The sequence below is a fragment of the Vibrio sp. 10N.247.310.23 genome (genome assembly GCF_041467155.1).
In the GTDB taxonomy this organism is placed as follows: Bacteria; Pseudomonadota; Gammaproteobacteria; order Enterobacterales; family Vibrionaceae; genus Vibrio; species Vibrio crassostreae_C.
This window is the reverse complement of record NZ_JBFSTZ010000001.1, coordinates 44,808-70,205: the sequence shown is the minus strand read 5'-3', so window position 1 is coordinate 70,205 and position 25,398 is coordinate 44,808. Positions and strand designations below refer to the sequence as shown.

Below are 25,398 nucleotides of genomic sequence, written 5' to 3'. Positions count from 1 at the left end.
GGCTCGATTAGAAACAATAAAGGCTCCTAAATCTATGACTTAGGAGCCTTGTTCAAAATCTAACTCAGCGAATTAAGTAACAATATCTACCGATAAAATTACAGCTTGATAGCTGATTCTATAACTTAATCGCTAGCTCAACACCTTGACGGATAGCGCGTACCGCATCTAACTCACCGGCATAATCGGCGCCGCCTATCACATGCAGTTTGCCACCAAACTCTTGCCACATGTCTTCGAATGGACGAACTGACACCTGACCTGCACATACGATAACCGAATCGGCATCCAGCACCTGCTCTTTCTTACCAACGCTGATATGCAGACCTTGGTCATCAATCTTGTTGTAGCTCACGCCACCCAGTAGATTAACACCGCGTTTTTCTAGTGTGCGTTTGTGAATCCAGCCTGTAGTTTTGCCCGGACCTTTACCAACACGACCCGCTTTACGCTGCATCACCCACACCGTTTTATCGCTGAATGAATCAGGGTAAGGGTAAAGTCCGCCTGGGTGTTCCATATTCTTATCGATGCCCCACTCATGCAGCCAATCGTCTAGGCTGTGTGAAGTCGGTTCTGTCAGCATGGTTGCCACATCGACACCAATACCACCAGCACCAACAATCGCGACCTTTTCGCCTACTGGTGTCTTTTCACGAATCAAGGTTTGGTAATCGACCACGTTTTCTTGGTCAATGCCCTCAATATCGAGCTTTCTTGGCTCTACGCCAGCCGCCATCACGACTTCATCGTACTTCAACAACATCTCAAACGTTGCCTCAGTATCCAGTTTCAGGTTCACGCCTGATGCGTCGATTTGGTTAGCAAAGTAGCGAATCGTTTCTCTGAATTCTTCTTTACCCGGAATCTGCATTGCCAATCTAAACTGACCGCCGATACGGTCATTTTTCTCAATCAAGTCAACCTTATGCCCACGCTGAGCTAAAGTCGTTGCACAGGCTAAACCGGCTGGGCCTGCGCCAACAACCGCAATGGTCTTAGTCGCTTGCGCTGGCTGAACAACAATTTCGGTTTCGTAACAAGCGCGTGGGTTAACCAAACAGCTCGCACGTTTACCTTTAAACACGTTATCAAGGCAAGCTTGGTTACAACCGATACAGGTATTGATGAACTGAGCTTGGTCTTGAGCTGCTTTATTAACAAAATCCGGGTCTGCCAAGAATGGACGCGCCATAGACACCATATCAGCCTGCCCAGAGCTAAGAATACGTTCGGCCTCTTCTGGCGTATTAATTCGGTTACATGTCACCACTGGGATCGACACGTATGGTTTCACTTTTTCCGTCACCCAAGAGAATGCACCACGTGGTACTTGTGTCGCGATAGTCGGAACACGCGCTTCATGCCAACCGATGCCGGTATTGATAATAGTCACGCCTGCTTCTTCCAGCTTTTGAGCCAATAGAACAACATCTTCAAAGGTGCTGCCTTGCTCAACCAAATCCAGCATCGACAGTCGGAAAATAATAATGAAGTCGTCACCCACTGCTTCGCGAATCGATTTAACAATCTCCAGCGGGAAACGCATGCGCTTCTCATAAGAACCGCCCCATTCGTCGTAACGCATATTGGTACGTTTACAGATGAATTGGTTAATCAAGTAACCTTCAGATCCCATAATCTCAATGCCGTCGTAACCCGCGACTTGGGCGAGTTCGGCACTGTTGGCAAAGGCACCAATGGTCTTTTTAATCTGACGAGGGCTCATCTCACTCGGTGCGAACTTAGCGATTGGCGCTTTAATACCCGAAGCACTTTGCGCGAATGGGTGCATGGCATAGCGGCCAGCATGCAGCAACTGAAGGGCAATCTTACCGCCATGCTTGTGCACGGCCTCGGTAACAACTTGGTGAGCTTTTGCATGCTTCACTTTACTGAATTCAGCACTAAATGGGGTTAATCTGCCACGTAAATTAGGAGAGAAACCACCGGTAACAATAAGGCCAACGCCTCCTTTTGCTCGCTCTTCATAAAACGCGGCGAGTTTGTGGAGACCTTCTTTATTTTCTTCTAAACCTGTATGCATTGATCCCATCAATACACGGTTACGTAACTGGGTAAATCCAAGATCGAGTGGTTCAAGTAAATGTGGGTACATGGCAGACATCACTTCTATTATTTTATCCTTGTGGTCTGACCACAGTATAGTTCAATTACCAAAAGTTCAAACAACCGTTTACATTTTTGTAACACCGATCATAATGCTGCACGTATTAATCGTTCAGAAGCCCTTAATTTGACTACACTTAATGAGAATATATATCGATTAACAATTCTTGGTGTAGTTTGAGCTTGGGAATTATCGTAGGATACTAAGCAGTTCATATTATTGAGATTAATGGTACTACGGCTTGTTAAAGCGACGTGATCTCACTGCGGAGACAGAATGAAAAAAATATTCAAATTTATAGGCATGTTCTTTAAAGGGATTTGGAAGCTCATTACGTTTGTACGTCTTGCGCTGGTTAACCTAGTCTTTTTACTCAGTATCGCCATCATCTACTTTGTGTACTTCCATTCAGATACGGCTCAACCGACGGTTCCTCAGGATTCGGCTTTAGTGCTTAATCTGTCTGGCCCTATTGTGGAACAAAGCCGCTATATCAATCCGATGGATTCGGTCACAGGTTCACTACTTGGCAAAGACCTTCCAAAAGAGAACATCCTGTTTGATATCGTTGAAACGATTCGCTACGCAAAAGACGATGACAAGGTTACTGGTATCGTTTTAGCTCTCAAAGAGCTGCCAGAAACCAACCTGACCAAGCTACGCTACATTGCTAAAGCATTGAATGAGTTCAAAGCAACAGGCAAACCGATTTATGCGGTGGGTGACTTTTACAACCAAAGCCAATACTACCTAGCCAGCTACGCAACTAAGGTCTTCCTATCACCAGATGGTGGGGTTCTTCTTAAAGGCTATAGCGCTTACTCGCTTTACTACAAAACGTTGTTAGAGAAACTAGACGTAAACACGCACGTGTTCCGTGTGGGCACTTATAAGTCAGCTATTGAGCCTTTCATTCGTGATGACATGTCAGACGCAGCGAAAGAGTCCGCTTCTCGTTGGTTAAGCCAACTATGGGGTGCGTACGTTGATGACGTCAGCAACAACCGTCAAATAGACGCTAAGACACTGAACCCAAGCATGGACACCTTCTTGAAAGAACTTGAGTCTGTGGACGGTGACATTGCAAAACTGGCCGAGAAACTTGGCTTAGTGGATGAGCTAGCGACACGCCAGCAAGTTCGACTAGAGCTTGCCGATGTTTTCGGCAGTGACGGCCAAGACAGCTACAACGCGTTTGGTTACTACGAATACCGTGCAACCATGCTTCCAGACATGACCAGTGAATCTCACGACGTTGCCGTGATTGTAGCGAGCGGCGCAATTATGGATGGCAAGCAACCGCGTGGCACAGTTGGCGGAGACACCACTGCAGCCCTACTGCGCCAAGCACGTAACGACGATAAAGTGAAAGCCGTTGTACTTCGTGTCGATAGTCCAGGTGGCAGTGCCTTTGCTTCTGAAGTTATCCGTAATGAAATAGAAGCGATCAAGCAAGCGGGTAAACCGGTTGTTGTGTCGATGTCGAGCCTTGCTGCTTCGGGTGGTTACTGGATCTCGATGGGTGCGGATAAGATCTTAGCTCAACCAACCACACTAACGGGTTCGATTGGTATCTTCAGTGTTATCACCACCTTCGAAAAAGGGCTGAATGATATTGGTGTCTACACAGATGGCGTTGGTACCTCACCTTTCTCAGGTCTTGGTATTACAACTGGGCTTAGCGATGGCGCGAAAGACGCGTTCCAAATGGGCATTGAAAACGGATACCGCCGATTCATCAGCCTAGTTGGAGAAAATCGCGGTCTGGAAGTCGATGCTGTCGACAAGATTGCTCAAGGTCGAGTTTGGACAGGTCAAGATGCGATTCAGAAGGGCTTAGTCGATGAGATTGGTGATTTCGATGATGCGGTTGCAGCTGCGGCTTCACTTGCAGAGCTTGAAAGCTACAACATCTACTGGGTAGAAGAGCCACTTTCGGCCACTGAACAATTTATTCAAGAATTTATGAACCAAGTTCAGATGTCGATAGGCCTAGATATTCAATCGATGATACCAAGCAGTTTACAGCCTGTTACTCAGCAGTTAGCTCAAGATAGCCAGCTGTTAGGCAGCTTTAACGACCCACAAGGCCGATACGCTTTCTGCTTAAATTGCCAAGTTCAATAAGTTGAGCCAATAACTCAATGACTAAGGGGTACCTCTGTGTGAGGTGCCTCTTTTTATTGCATGATAATTCGCTATAATCGCCCCCCTGTTCCCTACATCACACTAAGTATTAATCGCCATGGAAAGAAAACACATCTATATCGCGTACACCGGCGGCACAATTGGCATGCAGAAGTCTATTGACCACGGCTATGTTCCAGTCGCAGGTTTCATGGATAAGCAGCTAGCTGGCATGCCTGAATTCCATCGCCCAGAGATGCCTGAGTACACCATTCACGAATACTCTCCATTAATGGACTCTTCAGATATGACGCCACTTGATTGGCAAACTATCGCTGATGACATTCGCGCGAACTACGATAAGTACGATGGTTTCGTTATCCTGCATGGCACAGACACTATGGCTTACACTGCCTCTGCACTGTCTTTCATGCTTGAAAACCTCTGCAAACCTGTGATTGTTACGGGCTCTCAGATCCCATTAGCAGAGCTTCGTTCAGACGGACAAGCAAACCTGCTGAATGCGCTACACATTGCAGCAAACTACCCAATCAACGAAGTGACACTGTTCTTCAACAACAAGTTGATGCGTGGTAATCGCAGCACAAAATCACACGCAGATGGCTTCAATGCGTTTACCTCTCCAAACCTGAATCCATTGCTAGAAGCGGGTATCAATATCCAACTTAGCAATAACGTAAAGGTAAACGAACAACCTAAAGGTGCTTTCAAGGTTCATAACATTACTCCGCAACCTATCGGCGTAATCACAATGTACCCAGGCATCTCACACGAAGTTATCCGTAACACGCTATTACAACCTGTTAACGCGATGATTCTGCTTACTTTCGGTGTGGGTAACGCACCACAAAACCCAGAACTGCTTCAGCACCTGAAAGATGCCTCAGAGCGCGGTGTTATTGTGGTGAACCTAACTCAATGTTTGGCTGGTAAAGTCAACATGGGTGGTTACGCGACAGGTTGTGCACTAGCAGAAGCGGGCGTGGTGAGTGGTTACGATATGACACCAGAAGCGGCACTGGCGAAATTGCATTATCTATTAAGCCAAAACCTAGGCTACGAAGAAGTGAAGGCTCAGATGCAACAAGTATTGCGCGGTGAGATGAGCTTATAACCTGTTCAAGGATTCACGTTAAAGCCAGCTATTCTATGAAAGTAACGGCGGCTTAACGTGAACTAAATCGTTTTATTGCTTATAAATAAACGAGTTAAACTAAAAGGGGTGGCACATTGCCACCCCTTTGTTGTAATTTAAGCTTAATGATTCGGGTTAACCCTAACAATGTCTTCTTGATCTGACTTAAACTGTTTCTTTAGTTCAGACTTAGATTTAAAGCTAATCTCACCACCAGCTGCAATTGTCATATGTTGAGCTTCAGAGTTATGTTTAGATTGGTATAACATAACCGCTTGCATACACGAGTCGCGCTGTTCTTTTGAGAGCGCCGTACCTTCTGGCCATTTACCCGTTTCAACTGCGTAGGTTAAACGTTCGTAGACCTCGGGTGTCATTGCGCTAAGAAGTTGTTCTGCATCCATGGTAAAGCCTTAGTTTTAACAATTTTCACCAGAAAATAACCCGTAACAGAATTGAGTCAAGAACCTGACCAATAATAAGTGCATCTGATCACAAGTGAAGGAATATGAAAATTATGAAATGGTTGGCGATTAGCCTATTGCCTTTCACTCTGGTTGGGTGTCTTGAAGGGAACAAAAGTACCGATCAACTGTGCCAAAGCAATCCGGGTCTTCAGTGTGAACAATTGAACATGAACGATGGGCAATGTCGTGTCGCACGTACCGACCTCATCTGGCATCGATTTGAAGTTCAGAAGCAACCCACCGAAATCAACAAAATTAAAGAATTCGAATTAGTCACTGCCTACAAAAAGTGCCTAGAGCTCGCGGCACAGATCGAAACGATCGATCAATCTAAGCTGCAAGAGCGTCGCTTTACCTCTTTAATGCACAGTATCGAAGAGTCTGAGCGCATTGTTGATGAGCTATCGAAATCTGATACACCGGAAACGCTTTACTTCTTGTGGTCGCAAACTGGGGACACCAATGCCAGACGCAGTTTCCTACAACTAGAAGGCTCTGAAGCGTTAAACACAGCTGAGATGCAATATGCCTTGGCAACCTTCTATACCACCCGCAATCATATAAAGACACTTAAGCTACTCAATAATGCGCTAACGCTTTCTAATGGCTCGGTAGCCAACACTGAAATCTTCAAGTCGATGGCCAGTATCAACCACAGCCTGGGACATATGGAAAAAGCGTACGTTTGGGCAATGGTTGCCAAAGACTTTGACGTGCCGATTGCTTCTGAAGCCGAGCTCACGGTGTTGTACCATTTCGACAAGGCAACCTATAAGAAGCTAAATAAAGACGCAGATAACATCGTCGAAGCGATTGAGGATGGAATTTACAGCCCTTCAATCGTCCCGAGTTACTGATCGCTTCATTTATAGTGTTCTTACTTAAGCTTGTTATTCACCTGCTTTCAAATAAAAACAGCTACCTTTTTAGTAGCTGTTTTTATTTGTACTAGAGTTAAATCTGAAACCTTGGGCGTTTCAGCATTCCTAAATCGACAAATGCGACCTGTAAGGATTAGACAATAGTTACAAGTTATTTCGTACTTTCGTCATTTTTGTTGAAAATTAACGACACTGAATTAACACAGAACCGTTCACCTGTGGTCTTCGGGCCATCTGGAAAAACGTGACCTAAATGGCTATCACAGGCGGTACAACGGATCTCTACACGCTTCATTCCGTGACTTAGATCTTCTATATAGCGTACTGCTTCATCATTCACTGGGGCATCAAAGCTTGGCCAACCACACCCAGAGTCATATTTGTTATCCGACAGAAACAAAGGGCTTTCACAGCATGTGCAGCTATAGACGCCAGTCTTATGGTTGTGCAGTAACTTGCCGCTATATGGGGCTTCAGTACCACGCTCACGACACACTGAAAATTCGTCGTCCGTTAGGCGCTCACGCCAGTATTCATCAGGCTTTATCATATTTCCTCCCTTTTGAATCACGTTAATATCTCTCCACATTCTCAGTTATTATATTTACTTTTTTCTATAAAGGCTTGCATATGAGTCGTTTTGTAGCACATACTTTCTCACCAGGAAACATTGTACATATACACTCATAAGTGAATCATCATTTAGGGGTATTTTACCCAACTGGAAGGGTACAGAGCCACTTGCAATGGTCAATTTTCAATCACTTACACCCAATTGTTAAGAAAAGCGTCGCTTTTTTTTGACATTAAACAAGTTAAGTCGGATTATCTATTGCAGATGTATACTGGATTCTGTAATTTTACTACCAGTTATCTTTAATCAGAAATTAAGTTGTGGAGCAACTACAATGACTATCAAAGTAGGTATTAACGGTTTTGGCCGTATCGGCCGTTTCGTATTCCGCGCAGCTCAAGAGCGTGCAGACATCGAAGTAGTAGGTATTAACGATCTAATCGACGTAGAGTACATGGCATACATGCTTAAGTACGACTCAACTCACGGCCGTTTCAACGGTACTGTTGAAGTTGAAGGCGGTAACCTAATCGTTAACGGTAAAACTGTACGTGTTACAGCTGAGCGTAACCCAGAAGACCTTAAGTGGGATGCTATCGACGTAGACGTAGTTGCTGAAGCAACTGGTCTTTTCCTAACTGACGAGACTGCACGTAAGCACATCACTGCTGGCGCTAAGAAAGTAGTTCTTACTGGTCCTTCTAAAGATGCAACTCCAATGTTCGTAATGGGCGTTAACCAAGCATCTTACGCTGGTCAAGACATCGTTTCTAACGCTTCTTGTACTACTAACTGTCTTGCACCTATCGCTAAAGTACTTAACGATAAGTGGGGCATTGAGTCTGGTCTTATGACTACAGTTCACGCTACTACAGCAACTCAAAAAACTGTAGATGGCCCTTCTGCTAAAGACTGGCGCGGTGGCCGTGGTGCTTCTCAAAACATCATCCCATCTTCAACTGGTGCTGCTAAAGCTGTAGGCGTTGTTCTTCCAGAACTAAACGGCCTTCTAACTGGTATGGCTTTCCGTGTACCAACTGCTAACGTATCTGTAGTTGACCTAACAGTTAACCTAAAAGAAGCTGCATCTTACGAAGAAATTTGTGCTGCAATGAAAGAAGCTTCTGAAGGCGAAATGGCTGGCGTTCTTGGTTACACTGAAGACCAAGTAGTATCACAAGATTTCATCGGTGAAGTTCAAACTTCAGTATTCGATGCTAAAGCTGGTGTTGCTCTAACTGACAAATTCGTTAAAGTTGTATCTTGGTACGACAACGAAATCGGTTACTCAAACAAAGTTCTAGACCTAATCGCTCACATCTCTAAGTAATTTCTTTTTAGAAATCGCTTTAGATAAGTATTAGCGAAGACTGTTTTGAGCAGACTTTGAAAAAGGCGACCTTAGTGTCGCCTTTTTAATGCCTGCTATCTTTTAAACCGCGTCTGTCTAAGCTCATCAAGATAGCCCAAACGCAAAATTCAATTCTAATACTGACTCTGCTTGTTACTCATGAAAACACAAGCATCACTCTAGTCAGCATTTGAATTCAATTTCCTTAGAAGGATCATGTAATGGATTTATCTACTCTACCTGCACTGGCGGTACTTTCTGACAACGTCACTATCGTTGAACACGAAGGTGTAAAACTGGTTCGCGTTATCCACGATAAAGCAAACGCAGCGATTTCACTGTTTGGCGGCCATGTGGTGTCATTCCAACCGCAAGGTCAAGAAGACCTAATTTGGATGAGCCAACAAGCTAAGTTCGATGGTAAAACGGCTCTGCGTGGTGGTATTCCAGTATGTTGGCCTTGGTTTGGCCGCATTGCAGCACCAGCACATGGTTTTGCCCGTTCAAGTGAATGGCAATTGGTTGAACACCGTGAAAGCGAAGCTGGCGTGATTGTTAGCTTAGGTCTGAAGCCAAGCGAAGAGACGCTAGCAGTATGGCCTCATCAGTTTGATGCTCGCTTGAATGTTGAGATCGGCGAACAACTAAAAGTAACGCTGGACGTGAAGAACACTGATTCTCAGCCATGGACTTTCTCTGGTGCACTACACACTTACCTAAACGTTGGCGATATCCACAACACAACCACCACTGGTATGGGTGCTGAGTACATTGATAGCCTGCAAGGTGGCAAGATCTGCCAAGGTGGATCTGAACTGGTACTGACCGACACGATTGACCGCGTTTACACGCAACCAGAAGCGCAAATCTTTGTTGCTGACAAGAAGCTGGATCGCACGCTAACAGTTGAAAACCACGGTCATAACTCTGCAGTACTGTGGAACCCGTGGGCAGAAGGCGCTGCGGGTATGGGCGACATGCAAGACGACGGTTACCTAACCATGCTATGTGTTGAATCAACACTGCACGCACCAAGCCTAGAAGCAGGAAAAACATTACAGCCTGGTGAAAGCCACCAGCTGATTACTGTGATTAGTGCCCAATAACCGTATAAATACAGTTATAAAAAACGATTTTTGAGCGGCTTTATGTCGCTCTTTTACTTTTTGGTTTTAGCTCGTTACACTTGCGCTGTCTATTCTCCTTTAGAGGTCTCCATGACTTACCAATGCCCTTTGTGTCACCAACCTTTATCTCAAAACGATCGTACGTTTAAGTGTGAAAAGAACCATCAGTTCGACCTAGCGAAAGAAGGCTACGTCAATTTGATGCCTGCGCACCACAAACGCTCAAAAGATCCAGGTGACAACAAAGAGATGATGCAGGCACGTCGTCGCTTCCTTGAAGGTAACCACTATGACCCAATGCGCCAAGCGGTGGTGACGTTGTGTTCTCGCTATCTACCAGAAGAGACGCCTAGCCTATTGGATATTGGTTGTGGCGAAGGTTATTACACCAACGAAATTGCTGTGAATCTTCAAGAAAAGAAAGGGGCTACGTTTGGCCTAGACATTTCTAAGATTGCTATCAAATACGCCGCTAAACGCTACCCTGCTGTCGACTTCTCAGTTGCATCAAGCCATCGCCTACCCTTTGCTGAAAACAGCTTAGACGGAATTCTACGCATTTACGCGCCTTGCAAGGCTGAAGAGTTACAACGCACCATCAAAGATAATGGTGTGGTGATCACCGTGACACCAGCTAGCCGACACCTGTATCAACTGCGTGATGCAATTTATGATGGCGTTCGCTTGCACGATGAAGATCCAGAAGTGATCGAAGGTTTTACGCTTGAGCATCAAGAGCAACTAAACTATATGATGGAACTATCGGGGTCAGATGCATTCGACCTGCTACAGATGACGCCGTTTGCTTGGAAGGCGAGTGAAGAGTTTAAACAACAACTCACCGAGGCAGAGCAATTCAACTGTGAAGCTGACTTTATGCTGCGAGTGTACCGCAAACAAATTTAATTGATATTGATTATCGTTTGCATTGAAATCTTATCTTGCCTCCTTTAGTATGCGTGTTCTTCAAGGAGGCATTTCATGCAACGTATTATTCTTATCGGATTAGCTACTCTTCTCACGGCTTGTGCTAGTCAACCTGCAAAAGACACTTCTCAAAAAGTGGCTCAAACGGAATCCGTTTCCACATTCTATGACTACCAGTTCGCTTCTCCACAAGGCGAAACACTTTCTCTCGATGCATTACCCGAGCAGCTGATTGACGCTGATGTGGTTCTAATTGGCGAATGGCACACGCATTCTGCCATTCACCGCTTCCAAACCGACTTCTTAAAAGCGCGCCGCAACGCAACATCAAACATTGCGCTTTCAATGGAACAGTTCACTCGAGAGCACCAAGCCACACTTGACCAATACTTAAACGGCGAAATTGGCGAACAAATTCTCATGTCTCAAGCGGCAGCTTGGCCAAATTACGAAAGTGATTACCGCGCGTTAGTTGAGTTCGCAAAAGCCAACGACGTCGATGTTATTGCGGCAAATGCACCAAAGCCATTCGTGCAGTGTATTGGCCGTAAAGGATTGCCTTACCTAGACCAATTATCGACCGAGCAACGCCAATGGATTGCTGCCGAAGTGGATACTGGCGATAGCCCTTACAAAGAAAAGTTCATGGCTTCTATGCATCACGGTACGCCAGAGCAAACAGAAAAGCAGTTTGCCGCTCAGGTTACCTGGGACGAAACCATGGCTGAGTCGATTGTGGATTACCTAGCATCAAACCCTGATAAACAAGTGATTCACGTGGCTGGCAAGTTCCACACCGAGGGTGGTTTAGGGACGGCGGCATCAATTCTACGTCGTAACCCTGATTTAAAAATCGCCATCATCAGCCCGGTTGAAGCGATCTCATCGGATAGCGGTGATTATCAGCTTGAAGTGCTTTCGCCGCCGGCTCGCTTTGTAAAGAAAGAGAACCGAATGAAGGCATACAAGCATCTGTCAAAACGTAGCGCTAGCCTAGAGTGTGAGTAGGATCTGTTGATCCACTCTTCTAAGCTAAAGAGTCGATGGGCTAATCCTAGATAATTAGCCCATCGTCACAACTTGATCACGTTCCCGTCATTCATCCTAACTCTATCTAAAATCAAACATTCTTATCGGCACAAGACTTGCTTAGTAAATAGACGATTTAACCAAGCAGACGAAAATGTAATGTGCGAATAAAAAAACATCACTATCGATGATTAATTGCACAAGTTTTTCACACCTCTGCCGATACTATATTTAAGGATAGGTAAGGAGAGCTATATGACGCCAGTAGGAACGAGTAATACTCAGCTGTATTCGCCTTCGCAGATGAACGCTAAGAGTTCAGCTAACGAAGCTGAAAAGCCTACACCGCTTAAGGTTGAGCAAAATACGGTTAAGCTTTCTGATGAAGGCAAAGCACTCTTATCTGCCCTAAAAGAAATTGATAAAGAAGCGAAGAAAGTCGAAGCAGAAAACGCGACAGTTACCGATAAAGTTGAGTCATTCGCTCATGGTGCCTTGGGTATGGATCACCCAGATAAGATTGAAGAAGAAGATGATGGTTCTTATTCAGCGGGGCAATACCTGTCCGCAGCGGCAACCGTAGGCGGTATTCTTCTCGCACTCATTTAGCCTTGCTAACCTATCGCATTCTCTAGAATAAAAGCGATTTATCGTTACGACAATAGACCCGATTAGGTCTAAAAAACGAGTTCATTCCATAATTCCGCTCTCATTTTAATGGAATAATACTCGTAAAAAACACTTTTGAGCTTATCGATAAGCCAACCTTTTTTGGTGCTATAGCACTCCTACTCACGATAGTTTTCCCGCTCATTTTGTTCCCTGCACAGGGCGCAGACTGGATTGCGGTTGCGAAAACATTCATGACTGATCAACTCGGATTCCTGTATCTTGCTCTAGGTCTCGCAGCCTGTGCATTTATGGTGTACGTAGTATTCAGTGATATGGGACAAATTAAACTGGGCGAAGCTGATGAAGAGCCTGAGTTTAAAACTGCATCATGGGCTGCCATGCTATTTTGTGGCGGTATCGGTGCAAGTATCTTGTATTGGGGCTGTATTGAGTGGGCTTACTACTACCAATCACCGCCTTTCCAACTAGAACCTGGCAGTGAAGAAGCAGTACGCTGGGCTGCGACCTACGGCCTATTCCACTGGGGACCAATCGCATGGTCTATCTACCTAATCCCGGCAATTCCTATCGCTTACTTCTTCTACGTACGTAAACAACCTGTTCTAAAGATTTCAAGCGCATTAATGCCTGTTCTTGGTGAACACCGTAGTAAAGGCGTACCAGGAAAGATCGTTGATATCCTATTCATTTTCGGTCTATTAGGCGGCGCTGCAACAACATTAGGTTTAGCCGCTCCTCTGATCACTGAAGGTCTAAATCACCTATTTGGTCTACCTAAAAATAACCTAACGCAAGTGATGGTGCTTTTAGTGTGTACTGCGATTTTTGCTTACTCATCTTATGCTGGATTGGAAAAAGGCATCAAGATCCTAAGTAACATCAACTTCTGGGGTGCGATGGGTCTACTGGCTTTCGTTCTGATCGCGGGTCCAACAATCTTCATGTTAGAAACAGGCTTAGACTCAATTGGTCGTCTACTGTCTAACTTCTTCGTGATGGCAACGTGGGCTGAACCATTTGGTGGTTACGGTACATTCGAAAACACTCACTTCCCACAAGACTGGACGATTTTCTACTGGGCATGGTGGCTAGTATTTGCACCGAGTATGGGTCTGTTTGTTGCGCGTATCTCTCGCGGCAGAACCATCAAACAAATGGTGTCAGGGTCGATCTTCTTTGGTTCTCTAGGTTGTTTCCTGTTCTTCATGATCTTAGGTAACTACGGCCTATCACTGCAGCTTTCTGGTGAGCTAGATGTCGTTACCATTTTGAATGCGGAAGGCGCAACCAAAGCTATCTTCTCGATGCTTGCACAATTGCCAATGAGCACGCTGGTTATCGCTGTATTTACAATGCTGTGTATCATTTTCACGGCAACAACATTTGACTCTATCTCATACATCCTAGCGTCTGTTGTACAAAATAACGTGACCGAAGAGCCAATGCGCTGGAACCGTATGTTCTGGGCATTTACTCTGTCGTTCTTACCAACGATTCTAATGTTCTTAGGCGGTCTAAGTACGCTACAAACGGCGGCGATTGTTGGTGGCTTACCACTGCTTGCTATTTCTGTGATGCTGATGATTTCAGCGGTTCGTGCGACTAACCTCGACCTACGCCATCAAGATGCGTATATCGAGCCAACGATCAACATCGAAGAACTGCCAGACATGGACCCTTGGTCTGCTGAAGGTATGGCGTTGGCTCAGTTTGAGAAAGAAAGAGATGCAGCACAAGAAGCCGCAGAACTTGAGCGTGTTGCTTACACAGAACTTGCCGCAGTGAAGAAAGAAATTCGCGCTTATGTGTTAGAACAAGGTTCACAAATGGAAACTCACGAGTTACCAGAGAACCTACAACAAGCACTTGATCAGGCCGAGAGTAATCTTAGTGCCGCACAAGCGAAAAAGATCGAGTTATCTGAGCAAGCTCAGAATGCTCGTATCACGTTCAATCAGGTGGTTGCAGACTTACCGCTTGCTTGACATTAGCCATGACACAGTCCATTGATTTGGACCCTCCTAAATACGACAAAGGCTCACAGAAATGTGAGCCTTTTTTTATTCGGGTGATTGACTAGTCTTCGTTAACTAGCGGTTCGGGTGGTTCAAGATGTGATCTTCCCAATCGACAACATCGATTTCGTATACCACTTTGTTACGAACGCTTTCACCTGCTGCATGCATCTCTGTTTTTGATCCGGTGATCAACGGGTGCCATTCAGGAATCGGCTTAGATTCTGATAAAAGGCGGTAAGCACAAGTGTCTGGTAGCCAGTGAAACTCATCGATCTTGTCACGAGTCAGCTTCAAACACTCTTCACCTGAAGTGAAGCGGTTCGGGTAATCTTTACACGAACATGTTTTGTCGTTTAACCAGCTACACGCCACATTGGTGTAGTAAACTTCATCGCTATCTTCATCCATTAGTTTATGTAGGCAGCACTTACCACAACCGTCGCAAAGTGATTCCCACTCATTCTTGGTCATCTGTTCTAGTGTCTTTTCTTGCCAAAATGGATTCGTCATAGGATTACTTCTTACTCTTTTACTGGGGTGCGTGTTATACCGCTAGCCCATAAAAAGTTCAAGGATAATAATTGTTCATTCTTTGATTCAATCAACAGCTGTCACTCTCATCATTTTTTGCTACTATCGCGCACCCTGTTATTTAGTGAGTTTAATTTGATGGAATGTCGCCTAGGTTGTGGAGCATGCTGTATCGCTCCAAGTATTACATCTGCTATTCCTGGAATGCCTAATGGTAAGCCTGCTGGGGTACGCTGCATCCAATTAAATGAGCAAGATCTCTGCAAATTATTTGGTCAACCTTCACGCCCGAAGGTATGTCACCAATTCAAAGCTTGCCCTGTCATTTGTGGTAAAACCGACCAAGAAGCGCTTGATAACCTTATTGAGCTCGAAGCAATAACTTAACAATACTTTTCTTCTTATATATGCCCAAGATTTCACAACTTTGATAGAACTAAACTATCTTATTGATACTGGTAAAGATTAATAAGGATAGTTATGAATAAGTATATCGCAGAAATGTTCGGTACGTTTTGGTTGGTGTTAGGCGGTTGTGGTAGTGCCGTCTTAGCCGCGGCTTTCCCTGATGTGGGAATTGGTCTACTCGGAGTTTCCCTTGCCTTTGGTTTAACCGTACTCACTATGGCTTTCGCTATTGGTCATATATCCGGTTGCCACCTCAACCCTGCTGTCACCATCGGTCTATGGAGTGGTGGTCGCTTTGATGGCAAGGATGTTGCGCCTTATATTATTGCCCAAGTGATTGGCGGTATTATCGCGGGCGGCGTGTTATTTGTGATTGCTTCAGGCCAAGCAGGCTTTGACGCTGCGGCATCTGGCTTTGCTTCAAATGGTTATGGTGAACACTCACCGGGCGGCTACTCGCTCACAGCAGCTCTCGTTTGTGAAGTGGTCATGACCATGGTGTTCCTATTCGTGATTATGGGCGCGACGGATTCGAAAGCACCCGCTGGGTTTGCACCTATCGCAATTGGTCTTTGTTTGACCCTAATTCACCTTATCAGTATCCCTGTAACCAATACCTCGGTGAATCCTGCGCGAAGTACTGGTGTAGCCGTATTTGTCGGTGATTGGGCCGTTTCGCAATTGTGGCTATTCTGGATTGCACCGATTATTGGTGCCGTGATTGGCGCGATGATATACAAAGCGGTGAGAGGTTCAGATTAAGCGCTGAAAAACGTCTAAAGCAATAAAAGAAAAAGCCGCTTAGTGATGCTTCACCAAGCGGCTTTTTTAGATCTTATGACGACCGAGTAAGGAGTGCGAAAGCGTGGTGCCATCCACCAGCTCTAGCTCACCACCAACGGGAACACCATGAGCGATACGGCTAGCGTTCACTTCATGGGCATTACATAGCTCAGCAATGTAGTGCGCTGTCGCTTCCCCTTCAACTGTTGGGTTAGTCGCTAGGATTACTTCCGAGATATCACCACGACGCAGGCGGTAGTCCAAAACATCGAGACCGATGTCACTTGGACCAATACCATCAAGTGGTGAAAGGTGGCCCATCAATACAAAGTAACGGCCTGAATATTGGCCAGTCGCTTCTATTGCTGCAATGTCTGCAGGGCTTTCTACTACACAGATTTGACCATTTTCCTGACGTTTAGGATTGGTACAAATGTGGCAAGTATCTTCTTCAGTAAAAGTACGGCACTCATTACAGTGACCAATTTCGGTCATTGCTTGGCTAAGAGCTTCAGCCAATTGTAGGCCGCCTTTTCTATCGCGCTGTAACAAATGAAAGGCCATACGCTGCGCCGACTTGGGGCCAACCCCAGGTAGACAACGTAAGGCCTCCATCAAATGCTCCAGCATATGACTGGTACGCATATTTAACCGTTCTAATGTTCAAGTAATAGCCTGTTCAACACAAACCACCACCTGAATTAACCTTTAAGAATAAGTTACTTAGAAAGGCATCTTCATACCTGGTGGAAGTTGCATTCCGCCAGTTACGCTAGCCATTTTCTCTTTTTGAGTTTCTTCAACGCGACGAGCCGCATCGTTGAAAGCAGCAGCGATAAGATCTTCAAGCATCTCTTTATCGTCTTCCATTAGGCTTTCATCGATATCAACACGGCGAACGCTGTGGCTACCAGTGATCGTTACTTTTACAAGGCCAGCACCTGACTCACCTGTAACTTCCATATTTGCGATTTCTTCTTGAAGCTTTTGCATGCGCTCTTGCATTTGCTGGGCTTGCTTCATCATGTTGCCCATACCGCCTTTACCAAACATGTTAATACTCTCTGGTCTAATTGGTTTATTAAAATTAATTAAGCTATACGAGCTTAAATGGGGGTTAAAACAGTGTGATTCAACCCCTCGATGTTCAGTTCTCAGATTTGCTTATCTGGGATGATATGCCGGTCACTAAACAAGAAAACGTTCTAGATAGGACGAACGCTGTCTCTGTCGAGTTCAGCGGCAAAACGTCTTTCAATGAACTGTACGTTGGCATCGTTTTCTAAAGCGGTAAACGCGTCTTTCAACTTACCTTGGTACAACCTTTCTCGTAATTCTAGCGGCGTTTCTCCACCATCACCGATTTCAACACTCAAATGACACTCTTCTCCAAGCACAGTATTGAGAGACTGCAATAATTCACTCTGTGCACGGTCCGTATTCAAGTGAGCTTGGCTCGCTCTTAACGTTAAAGTGATTGATGTGTCGTTTTTAGCAAACACTGAGTTCAATGCTAACTGTTCAACAAGCTTGGCTGTCTCTAGCTTTTGAATCGTGGCGGACCATTCATCTTGAGCAATCGACTCTTGAAGCAATTTGTCGACCATTTCTGGTGTCTTAATATGCTCTAACGCACGCTTGATCTGAGTAGGTGTAAGCTCTTTGCTCACCTCTTTCACTACAGGTTTAGACGGTTTCCAGCGATAAGGTTCATTATCGTTGGTCACATTTTCTGTCGAAGAGGCTGATAAAGAAGCTGGCGACACCCGCTCAGAACCACCGTGTTGCTGAGCAACTCGATCAAGAACTGAAGTTTTAGCTGGTGTCGCTTTAGCCTTTTTTGGCGCCGAGCCTTTGTTTTCTGTTGCCGCGCTGCCTCTACGTTGAGAACGTAATTGGTGGCGTAAACCACTCACAGGCGAAGTTGCACGCGCCGGCTGCTCTTGCGGAGCAGAAGGTGCAACGCTTGGCTGTTGAACCGGGCTCTGGTTTTGATAATTCGTTTGTTGCTGCTGAGGCTGATCTGCACCGTAGCTTGGACGCTCATCATAAGCAGGAGGCGCGTCATACTGGCTATGCGGGTAATCCTGTTCTGGATAACCTTGGTTGCCTGAATGTTCAGCGTAACCTTGCGAATCTGAATACTGTGCTGGAGTCTGTTGCACGGGTGGCTGCTGCATAGCTTGCTGTTGAGGCGCCTGTTGTTGCATCTGAGGCTGTCTCGGAGCTGCCATTGGCGCAGGTTGACTCACTGACTGAGCAACGTTCTGAGCTTGAGCTGCTGGAACTGGCGCTGGGCTTGCCGACTGAGTCGAGATTGCCGTAGCAACCGCTTGTTCAGCTGGTCTAAATGCCAACATGCGTAAAACCACCATCTCAATACCAACGCGAGCGGTTGGCGACAATGGTAAGTCTTCACGACCTTTCAATACGATCTGGTAGTAGAGTTGAATGTCTTGTGGGCTAAGCGCTTTGCTCAGTAGTTCAAGCTTCTCAGCGTCAGGCTGTGCCTTATCTAATGTAGATGGCAAAGCTTGGAACATCGCAAGACGATGCAGTTGGGCCGCAAGCTGATTCAGCAAACCATCCCACTCAACACCGTTCTCAGCAAGGCTTTGGATACACGCCATCGCTTGCTGTGGCTGCTTACTGCTAATCGCTTCAAGCAAGTGGATAGCTTGGTCGGTATCCAGTGTTCCGAGCATGTGAGCAACAGTATCTGTTACGACATTGCCATTACCCAATGCGATAGCTTGGTCTGTAAGGCTTAGCGCATCACGCATACTGCCATCAGCAGCATGAGCAATCATTCCAAGCGCACGAGATTCAGACGTCACATCTTCTTGTTCAAGAATATGATCGAGCTGCTCGTGAATATTATCAACGCTGATCGGCTTAAGATGGAACTGCAAACAACGCGACAAGATCGTTACTGGAAGCTTCTGTGGATCCGTTGTTGCGAGCAAGAATTTCACATACTCAGGCGGCTCTTCTAAGGTCTTTAGAAGCGCGTTAAAGCTGTGCCTGGAAAGCATGTGGACTTCATCGATTAGGTAAACCTTGAAGCGACCACGTGCAGGCTTGTACTGAACATTGTCCAGAAGCTCGCGGGTATCTTCTACCTTAGTTCGTGATGCCGCATCGATCTCGAGCAGGTCAACAAAGCGACCTTCATCGATTTCTTTACAGGTTGCACATTCACCACAAGGTGTTGAGGTAATGCCTGTTTCACAGTTGAGTCCCTTAGCAAACAAACGACCGATGGTTGTTTTACCAACACCTCGTGTACCGCTGAACAGGTATGCGTGGTGCAACCTATTCTGGCTAAGGGCATTCTCTAATGCTGTTAAAACATGGGCTTGACCAACCACTTCTTTGAATTTGGTTGGTCGCCATTTTCGCGCTAACGCAAGATAGCTCATGAATAATTCCGAAAAGGATTAATGACCGTCGAATTCGCAGATGCTAAACACTTCTAGACCTAAGCCTTGTAAGCGCTTGTCACCACCGATTTCTGGAAGGTTAATAACAAATGCAGCGTGTTCTACCACACCACCAAGCTGACGAATCAACTTTGTTGTTGCTTCAATCGTACCGCCCGTTGCTAGCAAATCATCAACCATCAACACTTTATCGCCTTCAACGATAGCATCAGTATGGATTTCTAGAGTGTCGGTGCCGTACTCAAGCTCATAAGATTGTGCCACAGTTTGACGAGGCAGCTTGCCCGGCTTACGAACAGGAATGAAGCCAACACCTAGCTCAAGTGCCAAAGGCGCACCAAATAGGAAACCACGAGCTTCAGTACCAACGATCTTAGTAAAGCCCATGTCCTTGTATGTTTCCGCTAGCAGGTCGATAGTCGCTTTGTAAGCTACTGGGTCTTCCATCAAGCTTGTTACGTCACGGAACAAAATACCCGCTTTAGGGTAATCAGGAATGCTTTTGATGCTTGCTTTGATCAGAGAGATTTTTTCTGTGTTCATAATCTTATGCACTTCATTAGGCCGCTTTCCAAACTCTCGTTAACGAATCAAACATCAACGCTCGGAATTAAGGAAAGGTACGATTGGTATTCATTGCAACGAGAGTCATAACTCTGATTGCTGAAATAATAAACGCCCGCTATACAAGCAGGCACACTGGCTTAATGGTAGTGATTTTCTTTGCTGTCAGCAACCAACTCATGGGTTGGAAGTCGCATAAACCATGTGAGAAGAATAACAAGTACACAAATTAGGAAAGCCTTGACCCAAATGATAGGGGCAAAGTAGATGGATAACGCAAAACTCAACAAGATAAAGAATACGCCACGCGTTTTAACTTGTTTGGTGACGGCACCGTGTTGATACCAATTGTTCAGCAAAGGACCCAGCGTTTTGTGCTCATGCATCCATTTATGAACTTTCGGATTGCTTCGCATGAAGCATGCGCTGGCAAGAAGGAGAAAAGGAGTGGTTGGCAGAACGGGCAAAACTATCCCTAGAACTGCGAGAAATATACAAAGGCCACCAGCAATATTGAGGCTTAAAACTCGAACGCTAATTGTGGCCTCCTTGAGTTAGCTATCACCAATCGGCGACGACAGCTTAACTAGAATGTTGCGTAACCATTGAATACACGGATCAACGTAAGTGTTGCTGGTAGCAATGGAATCATTAAAAATGCGGCTAAAAATCCTAAAAAGTAGAATACATTAAACGGGTCTTGAAAGTCTTTGTTATCTGCCATGATTGCTTCTTGTTTTTGTTAGTGAAGGTAAGTATCCGGCGAACCAAACCCGCTTTGCTAAATCGACATTTAACAAAAAAGGCATAGCCACACCATTTGCGCAACTATACCTTAATCAATTATTCACAAAAACCGAGGAAATATAGGGTTAATCAGTAGACCCTTGGTGTATGTCTAAACTAAAACTTGCCGCTCCAAGTAGGCTCAACGACAGTTGGCAGCCCTGTTCGATCGGAAGGTCCCGCGTAATAAAGTTCTTCTTGCAGTTCTCACCCAAGCGCTCACCTGCTGCAATATATTGATTCAATTCACCATTCGACCATTGCCCGTCTAGACCCGCAGGCAAAATGGAGATGGTTCCCTCGGCAAGGTCAGCAACACCAAACAAGGCATTCACTGGGGTGGAGCATTTAGAGCAACGAATCCCCTTCTCTAAGATTTCAGCAATATCTTTGAGATCAACATTAAAATCTTTTCTGTTTCTTATGTAATCGTGGAACAGCGCTCTCACTAACAATGTTGTCGCGGAGCCGCCATTATCAGACGACGATGAATCGACTAGGTAAAAAGCAAACTGCCCGTTCATCATCCACGCATAGTCAAACACAAGTGGCATCATCTCTGTTGATTGCAGTAACCGGTAACTGCAACGCCATGAGCCTTGTCGCGTATCTTTCTCTGGAAGCAGCGCATGCAGTAAGTCTTTTGCTGCGCTTGGGTTATCTTGAAGGTAATTCAGGTGCCAATGCAGTTCTTGGTCTTCAGGGATCTCTCCCCCATCATCCACACAGAACCATTGGCTCGAAAAATCTCGTTGGTCTGAAATGTTATCGAACGAATCTGTCAATGTATTCGCAATCGCACTTCCTAGGTGACGGTGATCCTCTAACGGCTTCGCCAAGAAGTCTTTAATACCAAATCGCAAGGCTTTCGCCACGTCAGACATATCATCAGTGCCAGACACAACGATCATAGGCAGTGACGGGTACTCTAAACTGAGCTCTTCCACAAGCTCTATGCCATCAAGTATTGGCATTGATAAGTCACACACAATTAAATCTGGCGCTGAGTCTCTAAGTTTCTGCAAAGCGTCCAGTCCATTTTCAGCCTCAACCACTTTATAACCGACCTTGTCTAGGTACGCGCTGGTTATACGGCGAAAAATAGGATCATCATCAACCAACATCACGCATTTTTGGTTAATTACTTCCTGAGCCGAGGTCATTACTGGCTGACTGTGAGTTTTGTACATAATCTATAACCTCACAAAACTAAGTCGAATTATTATTGTTATCTGTTCTAAGAACTAATATAAAACTTAGTAATAAAATGCTAAATACACAAATTTGCACTCTTTACTGGTAATTCGTGACGAGGGTTGGAATACTTGTAAATAGTGCAACGAGTTGACGTAACGCAAACATTGATCTCACTGTTACGTATAAATTAGATGAGATTGTAAACAAATGTGTCTGGATTTATGAAATTAGATGATTTAAACCTCTTTCGACTCGTCGTTGAAAATGGGAGCTACACCGCAACATCGCGCAAGACTATGATTCCGGTTGCGACCATCACACGACGCATCCAAGCCTTAGAAGATTCTTTGAACCTTAGGCTTCTCAATAGACACGCGCGTAAACTTTCTTTAACAGAGGCAGGCGAACGTTTCTTCAATGAATGCTCTCCGCTGTTGCAACGTCTCTCTTCTACTGCAGAAGAGTTAACTGACGTGTGCAAAGGCGCTTCCGGTAAGATTCGTATTACGGCACCCTCAAACCTGACCAAGCGCATGATGATGCCAATGTTCAGTGAATTCATGATTCAATACCCTGATATCAATATTGAGCTGATGATGAACAACCAAGCGGATCAGCTGGATCCAACGGAGTGGGACGTAATTTTCCGAGTCGGCCCTCAGCGTGATTCAAGCCTAATCGCTCGAAAAATCAGTGAAGTCAAAGATATTCTTATCGCGAGCCCTGAGTACTTAGCGAAGAACCCAGCTCCAAGCCATGCTGAAGAGCTAGCGAACCATTCGCTACTCAAAGGCTACCCGCTGATTAAGTGGCAGCTGAGTAATTCGAATGAAGAGACGGTGGTGAATAGCGAGAAAGGCCGTTTCAACGCCAATGCGCTTAATGTCGTAAGACAAGCGTGCTCAGAAGGCCTAGGTATCACCCTAATGCCTGACGTGATGATTCGTGAATACATTGAAGATGGCAGCTTAGTGCAAGTCTTAGAAGACTGGAGCGCTAACCCTCGTGATATCTACATGCTTTATAACCACAAAGATCATCTACCAGAGAAAGTGAGATTGTTTATTGATTTTGTGATCGCGTACCACATTCATTAAGGTCAATCCCCTTCTCTATAAACAAAAAAACCAGAGCCGAAGCTCTGGTTTTTTATTTTCTGTATCGCTAGCAATACGGAATCATTGCTAGGAAAAACTCTTTATCACTAACGAAACGCTAATTAAGCGCCTTCGTTGTGTAACTCTAAGTTCGCAAGATCTTGTTGAATCTCACGTTGAACCTTTGAGTCGTCATTACGCAAAGAGTCTAGGAAATCTAGGTACGCTTGGTCGATATCGCCCGTTACATACTCGCCGTTAAATACAGAAGTATCGAAACGAGAGATGTCTTGATTGCCCATACCTACTGCAGAAATCAGATCTGGTAGTGTTTGGAAAATCAATGCGTCTGCGCCAATCTGCTTACAAATCGTTTCGTTATCACGACCATGAGCAATCAGCTCTGTCGCGCTCGGCATATCAATGCCGTAAACGTTAGGGAAGCGAACCTCTGGAGCCGCTGAAACCATGAAGACCTTGTTTGCGCCAGAATCACGAGCCATCTCAATGATCTGCTCTGATGTTGTGCCGCGAACGATAGAATCGTCAACCAGTAGAACGTTCTTACCTTTAAACTCAGAGCGAATTGCGTTGAGCTTACGGCGAACCGACTTCTTACGCTGTTGCTGACCTGGCATGATGAATGTGCGGCCAACATAGCGGTTTTTCACGAAACCTTGACGGTATGGCTTATTGATCGCTTGAGCGATTCGTAGCGCAATATCGTTTGATGTTTCAGGGATTGGAATAACTACATCAATGTCTAAGTCTGCGTACTCTTCTTTAATACGCTTACCAAGCATCTCACCCATCTCAACGCGTGCGCTGTAAACCGAGATTTTGTCGATGAATGAATCTGGGCGTGCAAAGTATACAAACTCAAAGATACATGGGTTCAGTTGTGGGTTGTCTGCACATTGCTTAGTGAAAAGCTCACCGTCAAACGTTGCGTAGATAGCTTCACCTGGTGCTACGTCGCGCATGAAGTCGAAACCAACAGCATCGAGTGCTACCGATTCAGACGCAACCATGTACTCTGTTTTACCTTGAACTTCACGCTTACCAAGACACAATGGACGAATACCATGTGGGTCACGGAATGCGATCATACCGTGGCCGATGATCATCGCCGTTACGGCGTAAGCACCACGAATTGTACGATGCACATTTGCCACAGCGCGGAAAACGTCATCTGAAGTTACGTTACCTTTAACAGTATCGATCTCATGAGCTAATACGTTCAGTAGAACTTCAGAGTCAGAGGTTGTGTTTACATGACGACGGTCTTTTTCGAACAACTTCTCACGAACTTCGTTTGCGTTCGTCAGGTTACCGTTGTGCGCCAACGTAATGCCAAAAGGAGAGTTTACGTAGAAAGGCTGAGCTTCAGACGCACTTGAACTACCCGCAGTAGGATAACGAACATGGCCAATACCAACTTCACCTTGTAGGCGCTGCATGTGTTTTGCTTCAAAAACATCTTTTACTAAACCGTTCGCCTTACGCAGACGGAAACGATTGCTTTCTATGGTACAAATACCAGCGGCATCTTGGCCACGATGCTGCAATACCGTTAAAGCGTCATAAATAGACTGGTTTACAGGTGTTGAACCCACGATTCCAACAATACCACACATGTCCTAATCCTCGATTTTTCGACATTAACTGGCGCTAGAGCGCGCCAGATAAGAAACTAGATGTTGCTTGTAAATGCTCGAAGAACGGCGCAATGATTCGACTAAATTCTGGAACCAATTGCGAATTCTTCCACCACTCAGAACTTGGGAATGCAGTAAACGCATCCATGAAAAACAACACTGCAGAAACAATCAAAACACCACGTAAGCCACCAAAGACGACACCGAGGATTCTGTCTGTACCTGACAGGCCTGTTTTCTGAACTAGTTGACCGATGACATAGTTAACTAAGGCACCCACAACTAACGTTGCAACAAACAATGCTGCTATCGCAGTTCCGTTTCGAAACATCTCATCTTCGATATTGGTGAAGTACATCGCTAATTTAGCGTAGTACTGGCTAGCAATAAAAAATGCTCCAAACCAAATAACGAGTGACAAGGCTTCTTTAGCGAAACCACGAACTAAACTGATCACGGCAGAGAAGCCGATCACGCCTAAAATGACAAAATCTAACCAATTCATGAATT

25 protein-coding genes are annotated in these 25,398 nt (G+C 45.2%); 12 read left to right on the top strand and 13 right to left on the bottom strand.

The genetic code is table 11. The features are described 5' to 3' along the window. Positions 1–118: 118 nt before the first annotated feature. Complete coding sequence (locus tag AB6D93_RS00325) at positions 119–2,128, bottom strand: NADPH-dependent 2,4-dienoyl-CoA reductase (RefSeq protein WP_017070327.1); 2,010 nt, start codon at positions 2,126–2,128, stop codon at positions 119–121. A gap of 279 nt (positions 2,129–2,407) precedes the next feature. On the opposite strand from AB6D93_RS00325, the gene sppA reads away from it, so the two are divergent. Beyond that, complete coding sequence (gene sppA, locus AB6D93_RS00320; protein ID WP_102332522.1) at positions 2,408–4,258, top strand: signal peptide peptidase SppA; 1,851 nt, start codon at positions 2,408–2,410, stop codon at positions 4,256–4,258. A gap of 118 nt (positions 4,259–4,376) precedes the next feature. Beyond that, positions 4,377–5,393 (top strand): asparaginase, encoded by a 1,017-nt coding sequence (gene ansA / locus AB6D93_RS00315; RefSeq protein WP_102332523.1) that lies wholly within the window; start codon positions 4,377–4,379, stop codon positions 5,391–5,393. A gap of 143 nt (positions 5,394–5,536) precedes the next feature. Here the strand turns inward: ansA and AB6D93_RS00310 are convergent, their stop codons facing one another. Further along, positions 5,537–5,818, bottom strand: a complete 282-nt coding sequence (locus AB6D93_RS00310) for a YeaC family protein (protein WP_010437067.1) — start codon at positions 5,816–5,818, stop codon at positions 5,537–5,539. A 113-nt stretch (positions 5,819–5,931) separates the two neighbouring features. On the opposite strand from AB6D93_RS00310, the gene AB6D93_RS00305 reads away from it, so the two are divergent. Next, a complete protein-coding gene (locus AB6D93_RS00305) occupies positions 5,932–6,738 on the top strand; it encodes a DUF2989 domain-containing protein (RefSeq protein WP_102332524.1) in 807 nt (268 codons plus the stop codon). A gap of 175 nt (positions 6,739–6,913) precedes the next feature. Here the strand turns inward: AB6D93_RS00305 and msrB are convergent, their stop codons facing one another. Continuing rightward, positions 6,914–7,351 carry a peptide-methionine (R)-S-oxide reductase MsrB gene (msrB, locus tag AB6D93_RS00300; protein ID WP_080582205.1) on the bottom strand — a complete coding sequence of 146 codons (438 nt, stop codon included), beginning with the start codon at positions 7,349–7,351 and terminating at the stop codon, positions 6,914–6,916. 319 nt (positions 7,352–7,670) lie between these two features. Here msrB and gap point away from each other — a divergent pair, with 319 nt between their 5' ends. The 6 genes from gap (at position 7,671) to AB6D93_RS00270 (ending at position 14,388) form a co-directional block, all read left to right on the top strand. Continuing rightward, on the top strand, positions 7,671–8,666 hold the full coding sequence (gene gap, locus AB6D93_RS00295; protein ID WP_017059382.1) for a type I glyceraldehyde-3-phosphate dehydrogenase: 996 nt from the start codon (positions 7,671–7,673) through the stop codon (positions 8,664–8,666). A 242-nt stretch (positions 8,667–8,908) separates the two neighbouring features. Continuing rightward, a complete protein-coding gene (locus AB6D93_RS00290; protein WP_102332525.1) occupies positions 8,909–9,793 on the top strand; it encodes a D-hexose-6-phosphate mutarotase in 885 nt (294 codons plus the stop codon). 111 nt (positions 9,794–9,904) lie between these two features. Then, positions 9,905–10,720: a 23S rRNA (guanine(745)-N(1))-methyltransferase gene (rlmA, locus tag AB6D93_RS00285; RefSeq protein ID WP_102332526.1), complete on the top strand. Its 816-nt coding sequence runs from the start codon at positions 9,905–9,907 to the stop codon at positions 10,718–10,720. 75 nt (positions 10,721–10,795) lie between these two features. Beyond that, the gene (locus tag AB6D93_RS00280; protein ID WP_017059385.1) at positions 10,796–11,749 is read left to right on the top strand and encodes a ChaN family lipoprotein; all 954 of its coding nucleotides are present in this window, start codon (positions 10,796–10,798) and stop codon (positions 11,747–11,749) included. Positions 11,750–12,025: 276 nt separating this feature from the next. Next, entirely contained in the window at positions 12,026–12,379 is a 354-nt protein-coding gene (locus AB6D93_RS00275; RefSeq protein ID WP_017070749.1) for a hypothetical protein, read from the top strand. Between the two features lie 116 nt (positions 12,380–12,495). Continuing rightward, complete coding sequence (locus AB6D93_RS00270; protein WP_102332527.1) at positions 12,496–14,388, top strand: BCCT family transporter; 1,893 nt, start codon at positions 12,496–12,498, stop codon at positions 14,386–14,388. Positions 14,389–14,493: 105 nt separating this feature from the next. Here the strand turns inward: AB6D93_RS00270 and AB6D93_RS00265 are convergent, their stop codons facing one another. Beyond that, the gene (locus tag AB6D93_RS00265) at positions 14,494–14,931 is read right to left on the bottom strand and encodes a YcgN family cysteine cluster protein (protein ID WP_102332528.1); all 438 of its coding nucleotides are present in this window, start codon (positions 14,929–14,931) and stop codon (positions 14,494–14,496) included. A gap of 159 nt (positions 14,932–15,090) precedes the next feature. Here AB6D93_RS00265 and AB6D93_RS00260 point away from each other — a divergent pair, with 159 nt between their 5' ends. Together AB6D93_RS00260 and aqpZ are read left to right on the top strand one after the other, a co-directional pair. Beyond that, positions 15,091–15,339: a YkgJ family cysteine cluster protein gene (locus AB6D93_RS00260; RefSeq protein WP_017059389.1), complete on the top strand. Its 249-nt coding sequence runs from the start codon at positions 15,091–15,093 to the stop codon at positions 15,337–15,339. A 93-nt stretch (positions 15,340–15,432) separates the two neighbouring features. Then, a complete protein-coding gene (gene aqpZ, locus AB6D93_RS00255; protein ID WP_017059390.1) occupies positions 15,433–16,122 on the top strand; it encodes an aquaporin Z in 690 nt (229 codons plus the stop codon). A gap of 66 nt (positions 16,123–16,188) precedes the next feature. On the opposite strand, the gene recR is transcribed toward aqpZ, so the two are convergent. The 7 genes from recR to AB6D93_RS00220 form a co-directional block, all read right to left on the bottom strand. Continuing rightward, positions 16,189–16,788 carry a recombination mediator RecR gene (recR, locus tag AB6D93_RS00250; RefSeq protein WP_019823189.1) on the bottom strand — a complete coding sequence of 200 codons (600 nt, stop codon included), beginning with the start codon at positions 16,786–16,788 and terminating at the stop codon, positions 16,189–16,191. 78 nt (positions 16,789–16,866) lie between these two features. Next, the gene (locus AB6D93_RS00245) at positions 16,867–17,196 is read right to left on the bottom strand and encodes a YbaB/EbfC family nucleoid-associated protein (protein WP_017062338.1); all 330 of its coding nucleotides are present in this window, start codon (positions 17,194–17,196) and stop codon (positions 16,867–16,869) included. A 152-nt stretch (positions 17,197–17,348) separates the two neighbouring features. Next, positions 17,349–19,565 (bottom strand): DNA polymerase III subunit gamma/tau, encoded by a 2,217-nt coding sequence (gene dnaX / locus AB6D93_RS00240; protein ID WP_102332529.1) that lies wholly within the window; start codon positions 19,563–19,565, stop codon positions 17,349–17,351. Positions 19,566–19,583: 18 nt separating this feature from the next. Then, positions 19,584–20,129: an adenine phosphoribosyltransferase gene (gene apt, locus AB6D93_RS00235; RefSeq protein WP_017062340.1), complete on the bottom strand. Its 546-nt coding sequence runs from the start codon at positions 20,127–20,129 to the stop codon at positions 19,584–19,586. A gap of 161 nt (positions 20,130–20,290) precedes the next feature. Next, positions 20,291–20,662: a YbaN family protein gene (locus AB6D93_RS00230; RefSeq protein WP_029225617.1), complete on the bottom strand. Its 372-nt coding sequence runs from the start codon at positions 20,660–20,662 to the stop codon at positions 20,291–20,293. Positions 20,663–20,736: 74 nt separating this feature from the next. Further along, complete coding sequence (locus AB6D93_RS00225; protein WP_017067606.1) at positions 20,737–20,874, bottom strand: hypothetical protein; 138 nt, start codon at positions 20,872–20,874, stop codon at positions 20,737–20,739. A 148-nt stretch (positions 20,875–21,022) separates the two neighbouring features. Continuing rightward, positions 21,023–22,126 carry a response regulator gene (locus AB6D93_RS00220; protein ID WP_102332530.1) on the bottom strand — a complete coding sequence of 368 codons (1,104 nt, stop codon included), beginning with the start codon at positions 22,124–22,126 and terminating at the stop codon, positions 21,023–21,025. A 228-nt stretch (positions 22,127–22,354) separates the two neighbouring features. Between AB6D93_RS00220 and AB6D93_RS00215 the strand changes: the two genes are divergently transcribed. Further along, a complete protein-coding gene (locus AB6D93_RS00215) occupies positions 22,355–23,230 on the top strand; it encodes a LysR family transcriptional regulator (RefSeq protein ID WP_017062344.1) in 876 nt (291 codons plus the stop codon). 122 nt (positions 23,231–23,352) lie between these two features. Here AB6D93_RS00215 and purF read toward each other — a convergent pair whose 3' ends face one another. Next, positions 23,353–24,867, bottom strand: a complete 1,515-nt coding sequence (gene purF, locus AB6D93_RS00210) for an amidophosphoribosyltransferase (protein WP_017066676.1) — start codon at positions 24,865–24,867, stop codon at positions 23,353–23,355. Between the two features lie 34 nt (positions 24,868–24,901). Continuing rightward, complete coding sequence (locus tag AB6D93_RS00205) at positions 24,902–25,393, bottom strand: CvpA family protein (protein ID WP_009848678.1); 492 nt, start codon at positions 25,391–25,393, stop codon at positions 24,902–24,904. Positions 25,394–25,398 lie beyond the last annotated feature (5 nt).